At 39.6% G+C, this 18144-nt stretch carries 10 protein-coding genes; 8 read left to right on the forward strand and 2 right to left on the reverse strand.

Annotated elements, in window-relative coordinates:
• Positions 1-5 precede the first annotated feature (5 nt).
• From B3P23_RS14515 to B3P23_RS14540, 6 genes are all read left to right on the forward strand, one after another.
• Positions 6-1856: a glycoside hydrolase family 2 protein gene (locus B3P23_RS14515; protein WP_349681568.1), complete on the forward strand. Its 1851-nt coding sequence runs from the start codon at positions 6-8 to the stop codon at positions 1854-1856.
• A 233-nt stretch (positions 1857-2089) separates the two neighbouring features.
• Complete coding sequence (locus tag B3P23_RS14520) at positions 2090-3187, forward strand: family 43 glycosylhydrolase (RefSeq protein WP_293927406.1); 1098 nt, start codon at positions 2090-2092, stop codon at positions 3185-3187.
• An 894-nt stretch (positions 3188-4081) separates the two neighbouring features.
• Entirely contained in the window at positions 4082-5545 is a 1464-nt protein-coding gene (locus B3P23_RS14525) for an IPT/TIG domain-containing protein (RefSeq protein ID WP_248753210.1), read from the forward strand.
• Positions 5546-5560: 15 nt separating this feature from the next.
• Entirely contained in the window at positions 5561-8707 is a 3147-nt protein-coding gene (locus tag B3P23_RS14530; protein ID WP_293927410.1) for a SusC/RagA family TonB-linked outer membrane protein, read from the forward strand.
• An 11-nt stretch (positions 8708-8718) separates the two neighbouring features.
• Complete coding sequence (locus B3P23_RS14535) at positions 8719-10773, forward strand: RagB/SusD family nutrient uptake outer membrane protein (protein WP_248753212.1); 2055 nt, start codon at positions 8719-8721, stop codon at positions 10771-10773.
• Between the two features lie 38 nt (positions 10774-10811).
• Positions 10812-11795 carry a DUF4973 domain-containing protein gene (locus tag B3P23_RS14540; protein ID WP_293927414.1) on the forward strand — a complete coding sequence of 328 codons (984 nt, stop codon included), beginning with the start codon at positions 10812-10814 and terminating at the stop codon, positions 11793-11795.
• Positions 11796-12011: 216 nt separating this feature from the next.
• Here the strand turns inward: B3P23_RS14540 and B3P23_RS14545 are convergent, their stop codons facing one another.
• Positions 12012-12989, reverse strand: a complete 978-nt coding sequence (locus B3P23_RS14545) for a hypothetical protein (protein ID WP_293927417.1) — start codon at positions 12987-12989, stop codon at positions 12012-12014.
• A 352-nt stretch (positions 12990-13341) separates the two neighbouring features.
• On the opposite strand from B3P23_RS14545, the gene B3P23_RS14550 reads away from it, so the two are divergent.
• Complete coding sequence (locus B3P23_RS14550) at positions 13342-15798, forward strand: mechanosensitive ion channel family protein (RefSeq protein ID WP_293927420.1); 2457 nt, start codon at positions 13342-13344, stop codon at positions 15796-15798.
• Between the two features lie 102 nt (positions 15799-15900).
• On the opposite strand, the gene B3P23_RS14555 is transcribed toward B3P23_RS14550, so the two are convergent.
• Positions 15901-16644, reverse strand: coding sequence for a 3-keto-disaccharide hydrolase (locus B3P23_RS14555; protein WP_293927423.1), 744 nt, complete (start codon positions 16642-16644; stop codon positions 15901-15903).
• 592 nt (positions 16645-17236) lie between these two features.
• On the opposite strand from B3P23_RS14555, the gene B3P23_RS14560 reads away from it, so the two are divergent.
• Positions 17237-17887, forward strand: a complete 651-nt coding sequence (locus B3P23_RS14560; RefSeq protein ID WP_293927426.1) for a DUF2625 family protein — start codon at positions 17237-17239, stop codon at positions 17885-17887.
• Positions 17888-18144: the final 257 nt, after the last annotated feature.

The raw sequence follows: 18144 nt of genomic DNA on the forward strand, positions 1-18144 counted from the left end.
CCTTTATGATGATGAAGAAAACCTTATTATTTGCAAGCTTATTGATGACCGTACAGATGAACTTTGCACAAGATTGGAAACCTGCAGGTTCGCGTATTTTAACTTCTTGGGGAGAACAAGTGAATGTTCAAAAACCTCATCCCGAATATCCAAGACCACAGCTTGTGCGCTCAAACAATTGGCAAAATCTAAATGGACTTTGGAAGTATGCCATCACAGCTGTTGGTGCCACGGAAATTCCAACCCAATGGGAAGGTGATATCTTGGTGCCTTTTGCCGTTGAATCAGCGTTGTCTGGTGTAGGAAAAGAAGTAGGTAAGGATAAAGCATTGTGGTATAGCAATAGCATTACTTTAGATAAAGCGGTTCAAAAAAATAAAGTTCTATTACATTTTGGTGCGGTAGATTGGCAGTGTGATGTATTTGTCAATAAACAATTGGTCGGCAGACATGAAGGTGGATTCGATCCCTTTACGATGGATATTTCTACATTTCTTAAAAAAGGAACCAAACAAGATATTGCTATTCGGGTATGGGATCCGACAGATGATGGCCCTCAACCGCGCGGAAAACAGGTGAATCATCCCAATGGAATCTGGTACACCCCAGTGACGGGGATATGGCAAACGGTTTGGTTAGAGAGTGTTCCACAAAGTCACATCGTCAGTACCAAGCAAACTCCGGACTTAGATGAAGGAAATTTGACATTTGAGGCTTTAGTGGCCGTCAGCCAACCAGGTGACCAGATTAAAGTAAAAGCCTTAGATGGTAATCGGGTTATGCAGGAACAATCGGGTGAACCCAACCAGGCGTTTACCATGGCTATTCCAAATGCTGAATCGTGGTCTCCTTCCAATCCAAAGCTTTATGATCTAGAAATTCAACTGCTGCGAAAAGGTAAGCTGATCGATCAGGTAAAAAGTTATTTTGCGATGCGTAAGATATCGATGCAAAAGGATAAAGACGGTATTCAACGATTAATGCTTAATAATAAATTTACATTTCAATATGGACCTTTGGATCAAGGTTGGTGGCCAGACGGCTTGCATACTGCACCATCTGATGAAGCGTTAAAATTTGATGTCGTCAAGACTAAGGAAATGGGATTTAATATGATCCGAAAACATATTAAGGTGGAGCCAGCACGTTGGTACCGTCACTGCGACAGTATTGGTATGTTGGTGTGGCAAGATATGCCAAGTGGTGATCTTGGAGGCAATAACTGGGATATGCAACCGGGAAAAATTTCAGGAGGTGATCGTGACAAAACCCGATCAGCAATATCAGAACAATATTATCGCAAAGAATGGAAAGCGATTATGGAAGTGTTGCATAACTTCCCAAGTATTGTCATCTGGGTACCTTTCAATGAAGCATGGGGACAATTTAAGACTAAGGAAATTACAGAATGGACCATGGCAAATGACCCCTCTCGTTTGGTCAACAGTGCTAGCGGTGGCAATTTCATGGAAACAGGACATATACTCGACATCCACAATTATCCTGATGCCGCCATGCCCGATCCGTCTTTATTTGGAGCCAACCAAGTATTAGCATTAGGAGAATTTGGCGGCTTAGGTTTACCCGTAGAAGGTCATTCTTGGCAGCAAAAGGACAACTGGGGGTATCAAAGTTTTAAAAACAAAACAGAGCTATTGGACCGGTATAAAAGACTCATCCATGATTTAAACCGCTTAATTCCAATGGGACTATCAGCTGCCGTTTATACACAGACCACAGATGTAGAAGTGGAAACAAATGGGCTCATGACCTATGATCGGAAAGTAATGAAAATGCCAGAAAGTGAACTGAAGGCAATTCATAAGCCGCTATATGATTTTGTACTTAAACGTTAGTGTTATCGTTCAACTCACCTGAATATTATGCAGTTAAAGCATGCTCATATACGTGGGTGGATTTTAAATCTACAGCTATCTTAGGTGAGTACTTCATCAAAATAGGAGCAGACAAGGAAAAAAAGTAAAACAGATTTAGATAGGTTGGTTTGTAGGACCTTGCGCATACCTGTATGCAGCAAGGTTCTTTTTTTGACCACGTATTTTAAGACATCAAATAAATCAGGGATCATATGAATCAAGCAAATATTATCGGACGTTGTTTAGTCGTTATTGTTTATTTTTCGATTTCATGCAGTAGCTTACGACATAGGGAACGAAATTCAACAGATAGCAAGATTACGAACAAGGGTGGTGCGACATATCTGAATCCAGTATTTGAACCCATACTCGCAGATCCAACGATGATCAAGGAACCTGAGACCCCTTATTTCTATGCATATGGCACCGCAGATAATTGGGGAGATCAACGCGGAGAACGTCTCGTATCTATACTGCAATCCAAAGATCTAGTTCATTGGAAATGGATAGGCACCGCCTTTCAACAGAAACCATCTTGGAAAGCTTCAGGAGGAATCTGGGCCCCTGATGTTGTCAAGGTAAAAAACAAATACCTGCTTTACTATGCCTTTTCCACTTGGGGAGACCCCAATCCGGGCATTGGTGTTGCGGTTGCAGATCGACCCGTTGGTCCATTCTTAGATCAGGGTAAACTATTCGATAGTCAGGAGATTCAGGTTCCCAATTCTATAGATCCACATTTCTTTGCCGATCAGGGTACTAATTATCTTTTCTGGGGAAGTTTTAGCGATGCCCATACGCAAGGCACGTATGGAATTCCACTTACACAGGACGGACTACATGTTTCTGATTTACAGCAAAAGTTTAAGATAGCTGCTGGAGATTTTGAAGCTGTTATGATTCACAAACGAAAAGGGTATTACTATTTCTTTGGTTCAAAAGGTTCTTGTTGTGAAGGGGCTAAGAGCACTTATCATATGATGGTGGGACGTTCAAAAAAATTGCAAGGCCCTTATTATGACAAAGAGGGACGAGATTTAAAAAACAGGGATGCTGGCACACTATTGCTTCAGGGTAATGACCATTTTGTGGGCACGGGCCACAATTCAAGGATCATCACCGATGACAACGGTATCGACTGGATGCTGTACCATGGTATAGATCCCAAGCAAAGTCGAGTTTCTTCAGGAGGTAATAGGCGAGTTTTACTTTTAGACCAGATCAGGTGGTTCGCAGATTGGCCCGTAGTGGAAAATCAAACCAGTAGCCATATGACCAGAGCAGCACCTTTTTTTAAATCGATATTATAATCGGTATGAACCAACATGATCGATGACCCCTTCGTCGATTTTCAAAAGCAACAAGCTCATGTATATGGTCGATGTGCTCAAAACAGATGAATGAAATGCCTGTTTTGGTTATGTTCAATTAAATAAAGCTCTAGCTTTCATCTAGAATGATTAAAGACAATATTCAGGGTTTCCAGCATCCATTTCCTTCTCAATAATAGGGAAATGGATTTTTATTTTATACAGGGTTTTACCTCTCATGGATAGGTATGATACTAATAAGCAGACTATTGAGATAAATTGATAGTATCAATTTTATTACATTGATTATTTTTGATTAATCAATTATAGAATTAAACCTTCTGAAATCCATTTAGAGATTTATTTATGCCGTAAGCTATCTGTTATGAACAAGAAGCAACTTTTATAGATGTATATGCGGCTTTTTTGGACGCAGGCATATGCTGTAAAAAACGAGTATGAATCAGTACACTGATCTGATTTTGAGGAGATTAATTTTTGAAAGGAAATTACAAAAGTAACAGATTATAAATCGTCGAGTTGAAGCCGTTATCAGGTCTTTTTTTTAACATCACAAGCTAATACCATTTAGCTTTAATAGTATTAACCAATTATGCAGATATCAATTTTAAATGCCTCTTGGATAAGAGCTTTGTCGATACGGTCATACGTTCGTCCCAAAGAAGATGAAACAAAATTGTTTATGACACCACCTTAATATCAGCATATCACACCATAGTGAGTACACCTTTCATTTATATGAATGATTTATTCACTCATCAGATCATACGAAGATAAGTTTTTATCCTCGATCATCGGGTTTGGTAGGAAGAAAGTAAAATGATATGGCCATTCCTCAAAACTCGAACATAAATTTTAACCAAATTATATTTTATGATAACTAACCAATTTATTAAAAGCAATAGGTGGTTCCTCAGCACTCTGCTATGGGCATTTATGGTCCTTAGTTTTGGATTAGTGGGCTGTAAGGATGATAATAAGAACGTCATCGAGACCATACCCTTTGATCCATCTAAACCTGTCGTGGTATCCGATTTTAGTCCTAAATCGGGAGGTATGGGGCAACGACTCGTGATCTATGGGCAAAATTTTGGAAATGACCCGACCCATGTACACGTACTTATTGGCGGAAAAGAGGCAAAAGTAATCAGTGTACTCGGAGAGTCACTCTACTGCCTAGTTCCAAGACAAGCCTTTCATGGCGACATTGAGGTCCGGGTCGGAGATCCAGCTCAACAGGTTGTAGGCAAATCTGCAAAACCTTTTGACTATCAACGCAAAATGGTTGTGTCTACCGTGATAGGGTACCGAAACTCACGTGGTGATGAACCATGGAGGGACGGGAAATTTAAAGATGCCGACCAAAGTAAAATGGCGAGTGGATTCTGGGAGCCTTCTTTTATGAAATTTGATCCCGTCAATCCCAAGCATCTTTGGATGACATTTGACAACAATAATGGACTATACTTGATCAATTTTGAGGATAGTACCGTAACCAAAAAGCGTTCAGATTTTGACCGTCCCCGTAGTATCGATTTTACGATTGATCATAAATACATGATTATAGCAGAAGACCGCGGTGGAGAAAATGACCGTGCGACGTACAGATTATCGCGTGATCGACAATGGCAGGATAGAGAAGTACTCACCACCTATCGGCAGTGCAATGGAGCCTCTGTTCATCCCGTTAATGGAGAAATGTACTTCAATAGCTACGAGAAGGGACAATTTTTTCGCTTCGATCTCAATAAATATTTTAATCAAGGACTCGGTGTCAAAGATTTTGAACAGTTATTTGTCGTTCACGATCCGCAATGGGAATATAAGATTTTGATCCATCCGACAGGCAACTACGCATACATTGTGGTCATCAACCAGCACTATATTCTTCGTGTGGATTACAATTGGGACAAAAAACAATTCAATCAACCGTATTTGGTTTGTGGACAACTTAGAGGAGCAGGTTATGAAGATGCGGTAGGTTCATCTGCCCGACTGAGAAATCCTTATCAGGGAGTCTTTGTCAAAAATCCAAAATATGTCGCTGATGGCAAAACCGATGAATATGATTTCTATTTTACAGATCAACAGAATCATGCTATCCGTATCCTGAAACCAGATGGGAGTGTGACCACTTTTGCAGGACGAGGCAGTTCCAGTATAAATGCTAATCCATATGGTTATGTGGATGGAGATCTGAGGCAGGAAGCACGTTTTGACAGACCTTCCGGTATCGCTTATAATGAAGCCGAAGGTGCATTTTACATTGGAGATCAATCAAATCGCCGAATACGTAAAATAGCACTTGAAGAAATGGATCAAAGTATTAACGAATAATCAGTGGTTTTCATAATGAAAAAATTTTTAATAATAGCGATGTTATTGCTCGGCTTTACCTGTAGTCTGTTGGCTCAAGAGATTGTCGAGATAACCGGTGTCGTCACTGATGCCCAAAAACAACCCTTAATAGGAGTGAGTATTTTTGTAACCGATTCACCTGGATTAGGTACGGTTACAGATAGCAATGGTCGGTATAAAATCAAAGTAGAAAGATATAAACGATTGACATTTTCGTATATCGGATATATCAAACAAGACGTGCTGATCAAAGATGTTTTTGCTATAAATATGACACTGGAAAAATCAGAAACCAGCGTGCTGGATGAAGTCGTGATAACAGGAACAGGTACCCAAAAACAATTGACCTCTACAGGAGCTGTCAGTAGTGTAAATGTCAATGACTTAAAGTCCAATCCCACCTCGAGCCTTTCTAATGCATTAGCAGGAAATGTACCAGGGGTAATGGCCATGATGCAATCTGGACAACCAGGCAAAAATATTTCCGAATTCTGGATTCGTGGTATTTCCACGTTTGGCGGTGGCACAGGTGCCTTGGTTTTAGTGGATAATATTGAGCGTAATATCAACGATATCAATATTGAAGATATTGAGTCCTTTTCCGTATTGAAAGATGCTGCCGTAACCGCAATTTATGGTTCCAGAGGAGCAAATGGAGTAATTCTGATCACGACTAAACGAGGTAAAGAGGGGAAAATCAATATCAATTTTAAAGATGAAACCATTTATAATACCCGTACGATCACCCCTCAATTTGAAGATGGTGTTACCTACGCTAATCTTTTAAATGAATCGCGTATCACCCGTAATCAGGCACCCATTTATCAGCCTGAGGAATTAGAAATTTTACGATTGGGCTTGGATCCAGATTTATATCCAAATGTAGATTGGCAAGATCTGTTGCTCAAAGATGGTGCGATGACTTATAGAGCCAATCTCAATATGAGCGGTGGTGGACCCACAGCGCGTTATTTTGCTTCAGGTAGTTATGTTGAAGAAGGTGGGATGTATAAGATCGATGAAACCTTGCGCAATGATTATAACACCAATGCAAACTTTAAACGCTGGAACTATCGTTTGAATACCGACTTTAATATCACCAAAACAACGGTCGCTAAAGTTGGTGTCGCAGGATCTCTAGACAAACGAAACAGTCCCGGCATGGGCGATGATGACTTCTGGGGTGTACTGTTTGGATATTCACCCATCCGTACCCCAGTGATGTATTCCAATGGCTATGTACCTGCTATAGGCACTGGTAACCAAACGAATCCATGGGTAGTCGCCACGCAGACCGGTTTTAATGAAAATTGGACCAATAGTATTCAGACCAATGTTTCCATCGAACAAAATTTCGATTTTATTACCAAAGGACTTCGGGCCAGAGGGATAGTCGGATTTGATACCAACAATAAAAGCAATATATCTCGCCGTAAATGGCCTGAGCAGTGGCGTGCCGAACGTGCGCGTGATGAAAATGGGAACCTCATTTTTACGCATGTGTCCAATCCCAGCGAAATGTTTCAAATGAGTAGTGCAGAAGGTGAAAGACGTGAATTTCTGGATTTAATGTTCAACTATGACCGGAGCTTTGGTCACCATAATATTGGCGGAGTGATTCGATTTACACGAGACGCATTGGTCAATACTGTAAACATCGGTGGCGATATCAAAAATGGAATTTCCAGACGCAATCAGGCGTTAGCAGGGAGGGTCACCTATAACTGGAAAAATAGATACATCACCGATTTCAATTTTGGTTACACCGGTTCTGAAAATTTCGCTATTGGACAGCAGTATGGTTTTTTTCCAGCAGTTTCTGCGGCCTGGAATATATCAGAAGAACCCTTCATCAAGGAAAACTTGGATTGGGTCAATATGTTTAAGATCCGTTATTCGTGGGGCCGTGTCGGCAATGATCAACTTAGAGTTAATGGCAATCAGGAGCGATTCCCTTATTTATACACTATTGAAGAGATCTGGCGCAGGAATAGTGACGGAAGCTTTGCTTTAGATGGTGCAGGCAACAGGATCCCAGATGGAGGCTATCAATGGGCTGACTATGGGTTCAATAGATACTATCAAGGAATGAAATATGCACAAGTAGCCTCACCTTATGTGACATGGGAAATGGCAACAAAACAAAATCTAGGATTCGATATCTCCCTATTTAAAGATAAGATTATTGCCAACCTTGATTTCTTCGATGAAGAGCGTACAGGAATCTATATGGAACGTAGATTTTTACCTGCGATCGTGGGGCTAGAGAGTACACCCCGAGCCAATGTAGGTGCGGTGCAGTCACGAGGATTCGACGGAAGATTTGAGTATAAGCAAACTCTTGGAGCATTCCATATTACCGCAAGAAGTAACATCACCTACAGCAAAAATGTCATTTTGGAGAAAGACGAAGAGAATAATGTATATGGTTATCAGAATGAACGCGGTTTTCGTGTCGATCAAGCTAAAGGATTAGTGGCCTTAGGTCTTTTCAAGGATTATGATGATATCCGCAACAGTCCGACCCAAACTTTCGGAAATTATCAGCCCGGAGACTTGAAATATAAGGACATCAATGGCGATGGAGTGATTGATGATGGCGACCGCGTGCCTATTGGCGCTACCAGAAGGCCAAATTTGATTTATGGTATCGGTGCTTCGGTCAGTTGGAAATCAATTGATCTGAATGTACATTTTCAAGGAGCAGGAAAATCTACTTTTTCCACCTACGGAAAGACCGTATATGCATTTAGTGAAGGGGAGTGGGGCCAAGTAATGAAAGGAGTAATGGGCGATAACCGTTGGATTTCTGCAGATATCTCTGGAGATCCAGCTACTGAAAACCCCAATGCCTCTTATCCACGTTTAAGTTATGGTCAAAACCCAAATAACTTTAGGGAGTCTACCTATTGGCTTAGAAACGGTCAATACCTTCGTCTCAAAACATTGGATATCGGTTACTCCATACCCAAGTCATTGGCTAATCGGATCAAGACCAATAACATCCGTATCTTTTTTGTTGGAAGCAATTTGCTGACTTGGTCAAAATTTAAGCTTTGGGATCCTGAACTTGCCAGCCCAAGAGGAGAAGACTATCCGCTGCCTAAATCATTTACGTTAGGTATCAATGTTAACTTATAAATTGAAGAGAAATGCAAAAGAAGATATATTCCATGGTATTATTGGTGCTATGCACCAGTATAATTTCCTCCTGTAAAAAAAATTACCTCGAATCTGATCAATACTTCAAAGATCGGATCACGATTGAAAAAGTCTTTAAAAGTAAAGTTTATACAGAAGAATGGTTAGCGCACGTTTTTGAAGAATTAAAGGGTGAGAATGTTGATGTTGCCAGTAAAGGACTGACACCGCATAATTTTGCCGATGATATGTACTATGGTGATCGGGATCGGGATTTTGACCCTTCAAAGAACGAGCTTTCTTATAACATGTTCAAAATGGGGCTTTATACTGAAAATGATAAACAAAGCAGTTGGACCCAGTGTTATCGAGGTATTCGCAATGCAACTACCTTTATTCATCATGTATATATGAATACAGAGATGACTGCAGCCGAGATTGAGGATTATCGGGGCCAAGCTCGTTTTGGCAGAGCCTATCTGTATTGGCTGCTCTTACGCAAATATGGTCCCATTCCCTTATTGCCCGATCAAGGAATCGATTATACAGAAAGCTATGACCAGATTGCTACAGCACGCAGTACTTATGAAGAGTGTGCGACATTCATTGCAGATGAGCTATTGCTTGCTGCAAAAGAAATGGAAAAATTGGGCATGAATCGTGGTCAAGATGGTTCCGCTCGTCCGAGTTGCGGGGCAGCATTGGCCACACGTGCCAAAGTCTTGCTCTATGCCGCCAGTCCGTTAGCAAATGGAAACACATCAAGTTTTGCATCCAGATTAATCGATGATACGGGCAAAAAGTTGCTGTCAGCTGATTATCAAGAAGAAAAATGGGCAAAGGCTGCAGCCGCAGCTAGAGATGTCATTGAGCTGGGCGTATATAGACTGTATTGGGTTCCGATTCAACAAACTGGCGACGATGCAACCGTTGTACCACCCAAAGACAATAATTTTTCAGAAAAAAATTGGCCAGAAGGTTGGGCGAATATCGATCCCGCAAAATCCTATGCGCAAGTGTTTGACGGTACCCTGCAAGCCTCCGGAAATCCGGAACTGATCTTCACAAGAGGTAACAATCAAGACGGTGAGAGTATTGCAGCTATGGTCATCCATCAGTTGCCGCGTTCTGCAACCGGATGGAATACCCATGGGCTCACGCAAAAGCTTGTCGATGCCTATTATATGAATGATGGGAAAGACGCTCCCGGTAAAGATATCGAGATCGGACGTGGTAATGGATCAAATCGTTTAAGCGGTTATGTATCAGCTGATGACTATAAATCAGGGAAATATAAGCCCTTGAGAGAAGGAGTTTCGTTACAATATGCTAATAGAGAGCCACGCTTCTATGCTTCTGTTGCTTACAATGGTAGCTTCTGGACCTTGCTCAATGAAACCTTGGAACGCAACCGCAATCAGCAAGTATTTTATTATCGCGATGATACCAAGGGCAATGGATTCAATTCTTCCAATGCCTATTGGTTAAGAACGGGTTTTGGAGTGAAAAAATTTGTTCATCCTAGTGATACCTACGAAGGAGGAAGTGCAGCACGTGTCATTTCAAAAGCCGAACCGGCCATTCGTTACGCGGATATTTTGTTGGGCTATGCTGAGGCGCTAAATGAACTCAGTGGTTCCTACAATATTCCATCATGGCGAGGTGCAACGTATGCGATCAGTCGGGATATCAGCCAGATGCAGCGCGGTATTCATCCGGTTCGAATTCGGGGTGGTGTCCCTGATTATCCCGCTCCGGTATATAGCAGCAAAGTGGAGTTAAGAAAAGCACTAAAGCGGGAACGTTTTATTGAATTGATGGGAGAGGGCCAGCGCTACTACGATCTCCGTCGATGGATGGATGCGCCGATTGAAGAAGCTTTACCTATTTATGGTTGCAACATCTTGATGAATGCTCAGGAACGGGACCTCTTTCATAGACCCGTAGCCGTTTGGACACTTAAAACAACCTTTGCCGATAAAATGTGGTTTTGGCCGATCAGTCACAGTGAACTGAAACGTAACAAACGACTCACACAAAATCCGGGTTGGACTTACAATGATTAAAGATAGATGAGCTTGAACTTATAAAAATAAATTGTCCCATGAAGAAAATATATATACAACTCTTGCTACTCGCTATACTGCTCGTATTTAGCCGATGCAATGATGAGTGGAAAGATGAACAATTTGAAAATTTTGTTTCATTTAAGGCCCCTTTGACAAGTGAAGGTGTCTCTAATATCTATGTGCGGTATAAAGGAGATCAGAAGACGACTTTCATGTTGCCGATGATCGTTAGTGGATCGACCATCAATGATCAAAATATGACCGTTCAAATTCGTGTAGATACCGATACATTGAAAGTGCTAAATTATGAACGCTTTCAAAATAGAGCGGATTTTTATTATCGCGAGCTCACCAGTCAATACTTTTCCATGGCTCCAACAGTCCATATAAAATCAGGTGAAAGCACTGCTTTAATGCCGATCGACTTTACGCTCAAGAATATTGATATGGTCGATAAATGGGTGCTCCCGCTAACCATCGTGGATGATCCCTCCAACAGTTATCAAGTTAATCCAAGAAAGCACTACCGAAAAGCCTTATTGCGGATCTACCCCTTTAACAATTACTCAGGAACTTATAGCGGAACTGCATTAAAAACAAATATGGAAGGCTATGAAAATGAAACGCCAATCGTTAAAAGTGAAATTCGCAGTTATGTAGTTGACGAAAATACCATTTTCTTTTACGCAGGAAATATCGATGAGGAACGACAAGATCGGGGTAAATATAAAATTTATGCCACTTTTAATGAAACTGGTGGGGTCAGCTTTCGTGCTGATAATCCCAATATCAATTTTAAAGTAAATAAAGATGCCAGCTATACCATTTCAGAACAGAAGGATGCGGTTCGCCCATATCTATTGCATCGCTACATTGCCATCAATAATATTGACTATCAATTTACCGATTATACCATGGTTCCAAATGTTGATATTAAATACAAGGTCACCGGTTCATTGATTTTACAGCGGCGGTTGAATACCGAGATTCCCGACGAAGATCAGTCAATCGAATGGTAAAAAGAAAGACCACACGGATCCATGTGAAAAAGTGTTTACTGATTTAGTTTGTACAGAATGCGGAGTGTCAAAGCTTCGCATTTTTTGTGGAATCTAAGTGATCATGCTACATATTTTTCCATGGATTCCACAAAACTACACCATCATTAAATCTGAAAAGGAGTAGCCTTGTGAAAAATGGAATTTGAATATTTTTTACATGTGCTCGATCGATCGTTATCGATTTAGGATCGGTTCGTTTGTCTGTGCCAGGCGCTGTGAACCATTATTGGCAGGGCAAGAGATATCATCCGTTGCGTCATAGATTAATGTTTGACCTTCCTTTATCAATCCTTCCGGCACATAAATTTGAATACGTGTTACACTGTAACCACTCGGGAAATACCGAATATAGTAACCATCTGGATGTAAAGTCCAAATTCCGCTTGGCGTATCTGTTCTTGGAGGAGCCATACCCGCCAAAATTGCATACTGCTCAAACTCTTCATAAGAGTAATTGCCAGAGGACACGAGATTTCTGATGTTATTTTCTGCTTCAAAGACGGCACGTAGCGATGCTGGTAATTGATCTTTTGCAGCTTGCATAGCATCAAAAGGTAAAATCCCCAATGCACCTCCCTCCAGTTGCAGTAACTGTTTTGGTGTGAGCAAGATTAAGGCAGTTTCCTTGACAGATCCTGCATAGTCAATAAATTTAGTTCGTGCAATGATGGTCCATAAAAGCATTTGAATATCACTTTGCTCAACCTCAGGGTGTTGTTCTGCACTTTTGAGTATCGCCACCACGACATCTCTTTTTTTGCCTAATGTAGGAGCATACATGTAACCATCACCTGATGATGGGGCGTGCGTACCAGCTTTCAGACAATAACTTTTGTTGGTCATCTCATAATGACCTGCCTGTAGGATAAAACCATCCTTCCCATTACGGGATAGTTCCTGTAATGGTTTGTATATCGCATCATGTTGAAAATCTGGCATCTGTTCTCCCTTTCGGTCCACATCTTCAAAATTTGTCGTGATCGCTTCTGGTTCCTTTAAGAGTTTATCCAAACCTAAAACTTGCGCTCCCTTGCTCGTTGCAGCCTTACTTACTTTATTGAGTAAGCCACCAAATTGTGCCGATACAGCATGTGTGCTGAATATTAAACAACAGGAAACTGATATTTTTAATACCGTTTTCAGAATTTTCATAAGGATTATATTTTAGTTAGGTTTATTTTTTGGTAAAGTACTTCTTTAGTCATATATAGATCGTATCATTTTATATCATAAAAATAATTTCTGGCATTCAAAATCAATATTGTCATTACAACTTTTCGAAACATATATCAATGATAATAGATTATAAATCTAGTGATATTTTTTTGTGAAATAAAAAACTGTCCCAATAATTACTGGTCACAATATCAAGTATCAGCGTTAGAAAATACAGTAGAATGCGATTGCTATCTTTAATAATCTGAAAAATATTTCTTAGTTTTATTTAGTCCGATTGCGGATCATCGTCACCAAATACTGAAATCTGTTACCTAAATGTCCCCTCATGAAAAAAATATTTGCAACCTATTGTTATCTTGTTTTTTTAGGTTTCTTTTTTTTATCACCAATCTCTCCGGTAAGAGGTCAGGACAGTATGCATATAAGACGAGATACGTTAAAGGCAGATTTTGTGACCCAGATGGGAACCTTTTTTAAAGAATCTTCAAAGAAAAGCTTGATAGATCTGGAACAAGATCGAGCAATCATTAGGCAGAATAAGATTTTTGAAGAAATCAAAATTATTTCGAGGCAGGCTGGCGCATTTTTGAAAAAGGGATTTGATACCGTTTCTCTAAAGTTGGAATTGGATCAGATTGCCGCTTGGCACAAATTATCTCAAGATGGGGTGTTTGAAAATAAAGGTTCCTCACAAACCTCTCGAAATTTAACAACGACTTTTAATATATTAAATGCGTTGCAAATGGAAGTTAAAGGTTATAAGCGAAATGTAGATCATTATCAATCACAGTTAGTCAATTATCGATTACAGATCGACTCGCTGACTAATGACAAATCGTTGTTCACCCTATCACACGATTCCTTGGAGTTAAGTTTATATTTGAGCAGACTTAAGATATTGGCTAAAGAAATATCGCCTGTTAACGAAAAGCTCAGTCAAAATATTAATGGAATACAGATCGTACAAAACCTTGTCAATCTCGAACTTCTGAAATTGGAAACAGATATGGATGAAATTCGTTATTATCAGCAGCAGATTTCAGATAAGAGTTTTGCCAAAGAATTTGCTTCCCTTTGGGAAAAAAGTAAGTACGACCGTCCTCTCGAAGAAATATTTCATTTTTCCATCCTGAAAGCAAAGCTGCTCATGGCTTATTATATAAAAGCAAATTGGGGAAAGCTTATGGTTTTATTCATCAGTATTGGAATGGTGATTTTATACTTATTTTCATTAAAAAATGGAATAAGAGAGCAAAGTGGTGCTGATGCTGAAAATAGTATGTTGCTAAGTGCTCCAATTTGTTCGGGAACTGCTATCGCTTTAGCCATAGGGCAATTTTTATTTACCGATCCTCCCTTTGTGTTTTCAACCATTATTTTGTTTACTACCGCTTTATTGATCACTATTATTTTTCGTCATCATATCTCAAAATATTGGATGGTTATCTGGTTATCGATATTGACCCTCTATTTATTGGCAGCAATGGATAATTTTATCTTACAGGTCTCTCGTCCGGAACGTTGGGGAATGATCATCATAGCCGTATTTGGTACTCTGATAGGCGTATTGGTACTGTTTTTTAAAAAACAACATCGCACACTTCAGGAGCAATGGATTTTGTTTCCCATCTGTTTGATGGTGATTATGGAGGTGATGTCAATTGCTTTAAATATTTTGGGTCGGCTTAATATTGCGAAGGTCTTGATGGTTTCTGGTTTACTGAATGTCGTAGTTGCCATTGTTTTTCTTTGGGTGATACGTTTAGTAAACGAAGGATTAACCTATGCTTCGATGATCTATAAAAAGCAAGAAAGAAGATTATTCTATATCAATTATAATAGGGTAGGGAAACGGGCTCCCGTATTTTTTTATACCATCCTGATAGCAGGTTGGTTTATATTGTTTGGACGCAATTTTTATGAATTCAAATTACTTGCTGAACCATTTAATGAATTATTTTATAGTGAGCATCAATTAGGGAGTTATACATTTTCTCTATATAATATCCTCATTTTCTTTTTGATTATGTTCAGTGCAACCATGCTTTCAAAAGTGGTTTCTTTTTTTGCCTCAGATCCACAGTGGAGAAACCACGATGAAAGAAAGGAAAACAAGTTTCATATCGGAAGCTGGATCCTCTTGGTTAGGATCAGTATCATCGTATTGGGACTTTTCTTGGCTTTTGCTGCAGTTGGCATACCTGTGCAGCAAATTACGTTGATTATCGGCGCACTAGGAGTCGGTGTTGGATTTGGACTGCAAACACTTGTTAACAATTTAGTGAGCGGTCTTATTATTGCTTTTGAAAAACCAGTGAATGTCGATGATCTGATCGAAATTAGCGGACAGTCAGGTAAGGTCAAGTCGATCGGGTTTAGAAGCAGTGTCATTGCCACGGCCGATGGCGCAGACCTCATCATGCCCAATGGAGACTTATTAAATTCTCATGTGATCAACTGGACACTGGGTGGCATGAGGAAGCGTGTTCATATACGGGTGGAAGTGCAATATGGGACAGACTTGGAAAAGGTCAGGACATTATTATTAGATAGTATGGAGCTAGATGACCAGATCTTAAAAAATCCTGCGCCAGACATACAGTTCGGAGAAGTTTCTGCCCAATTTGTTGCCTTGGAAATCTATTTTTGGGTGAAAACGATAAAAGATTCGGGACAGGTGAAAAGTAATTTGATTGCTACTATCAACAAGATTTTTCAAGCAAATGGAATACATTTAGCGGTCCCTGCACAAGATATTTATTTGAAAAATCCGTCATCATGAAATTCTGATCACAAAATGAAAGATAGCAATGATCTCACTGTATGTAAAAAAAGAGCTGCATGTATGAAACGCAACTCTTTTTGTGCAATTATTTCTTGACCATTAGAGCGGTCTGATCCATATGTTTCTAAAGTTGACGAGATCACCGTGATCTTGTAGTACAATTGGACCTGGACCATGCACTAACCTTTTTGGCATGCCGATATATTCTGTAGTACCCTCGATCTGTGTATTATATTGTACTACAACTCCGTTATGTAGCAATGTCACCATACCCTTCTTGATCAGAACACCATCCGTATTAAAACGAGGAGCGGTATATAAGATATCATAAGTATGCCATTCGCCAGCCGGTTTGACAGCAGTCACAAGAGGAGGTTGTTGCTTGTAAACGGAGCCCGCCTGACCATTGACGTAAGTAGGATTGTTGTTATTGTCCAAAACTTGAATTTCATAATGACCCTGTAAAAATATACCACTATTTCCACGTCCTTGCCCTTGGCCTTTAATTACTTCTGGGCTTTTCCATTCGACATGTAATTGAAAATCTTCAAAGTTCTGTTTGGTCTGGATATCTCTCGTATGTGGAGTAGATATCAAAACCCCATTTTTGACTTGCCAAGGCGCCTGTTGACTTGTGTTTTTAGAACTCACCCATTGATTCAGGTTAGCGCCATCGAAAAGAACAATAGCATCTGAAGGGGCTTGATTAGCAGCAGTCGTGACCGTGCGTAGCGTAGGCGTGTAAAATTCGGTATCTTCAGGTTGAAATTTGGTTTGAGCGTACGTTAATGTACTCATTAAACTCAAGCAAAAAATACCGCTGATCTGAAATATCTTGTTCATACTGTTATAGATTGATTTAACGTAAATATAGGTATTCGGAGATAAAAATTGAAAAGTTCAATAAATTGAGAGTTTAAAGACATCCATGTTAAATAAACTCTTCTTTTTTCTAAATGTCAGAAAGATAGTCCGATCATCGGTTGCACGTCAAAAAGCATTCTCGCTAAAATTGTAAAATGTTAATGTTATTTGATTTTCAGCTTGTTATGTGCGAGTTAGGTGAAAAAACAAAAGGTTTTCAAACGGGGAGAATGAAAACCTTTATAACCAATTATAAACCTAAATTATGATGATACAAATATAGTGTTATTTATACACTAAGTCAAATCTTTTTTAATATTTTTTTTAAAAAAGATTTGTCATCCCTCTTAAATTGTGGTTTTAAACGTCCAGAAGCAGCTAATAATCTATTTATAACCATGTTTTACCGTGATATTCGTTTCTTTTTTATTTCTTTGTATTACTGAATACAGATCGCTACATCGGTTTTTTTTAATTCCTGCGGTAAATGAGTTCGTTCAATTTACAGTTTTAAAAGGCATAGTAGGAGGTAAGTGATATGGATAGATAGGGATTGGTTTAAAGAATATGGATGATGAAGACGTTAAAAGATTTAATAAATAAGGAAGAGTTTGGTTGGGGATTGGTAAAAACGTGGATGAAAGGATCGAAGAATAACTTTGAGATTTTGCCAAAAAATCCAAAACGTGCCGATGAGGAATTGTTACGCTTGCAGATATCCACGAAGTCTCCAGTTGGTGCCATCGTATTTGAGACAGGAGGGATCCTTATTGACCATGGTTGGTTACGGATTTTAGGTTCAGGTTCCACCAAACTCAATAGAGGTATTATGGAATGGAATAAAGGAAAAACATATGTCAACGAAGGAGAAAAGGGCGGCTACCTATTCATTGCAGATGATATTATCGGAGGATATTATGCCATCAATGCAGGTGAGCTGGGCGATGATATAGGTAAAATATATTATTTTGCTCCCCACACTTCCACTTGGGAAAGCTTAGCTTGCGGTTATGCGGACTTTGTCAACTGGTCTTTAAATGGTGATCTGGATTTATTTTATCAAGGCTACAAATGGGAGTCATGGAAGCAGGATATTGCCAACGTTAATGGAGATCAAGTCTATGCACATTTGACCGCGGAGGAGCAAACCAGTGCGCAGTCCAGCCAGAGAAAATTGGTTGCCACAGAGCATCAGGTCAAGCTCGCATTGCAAGCAATATAATGTACAGCAAAAGGTTTTTTCAATTTTAATTCCAGACAGCAATAACTCCCCTAATTTTCAAATCGTAGATGATTGTTGGATGACCATTTTTTTTCTAAAATATATCGAGGCCTTTTAAAAGATTGAGTTGTCTTGGCAAGGAGTACATGATGTGTTAAGGTGCAAAAAAATGGATTTATATGAAAAAACAAAAGGTTTTCAAACGGGGAGAATGAAAACCTTTATAACCAATTATAAACCTAAATTATGATGATACA

The sequence above is a fragment of the Sphingobacterium sp. UBA6320 genome (assembly GCF_002440335.1).
In the GTDB taxonomy this organism is placed as follows: domain Bacteria; phylum Bacteroidota; class Bacteroidia; order Sphingobacteriales; family Sphingobacteriaceae; genus Sphingobacterium.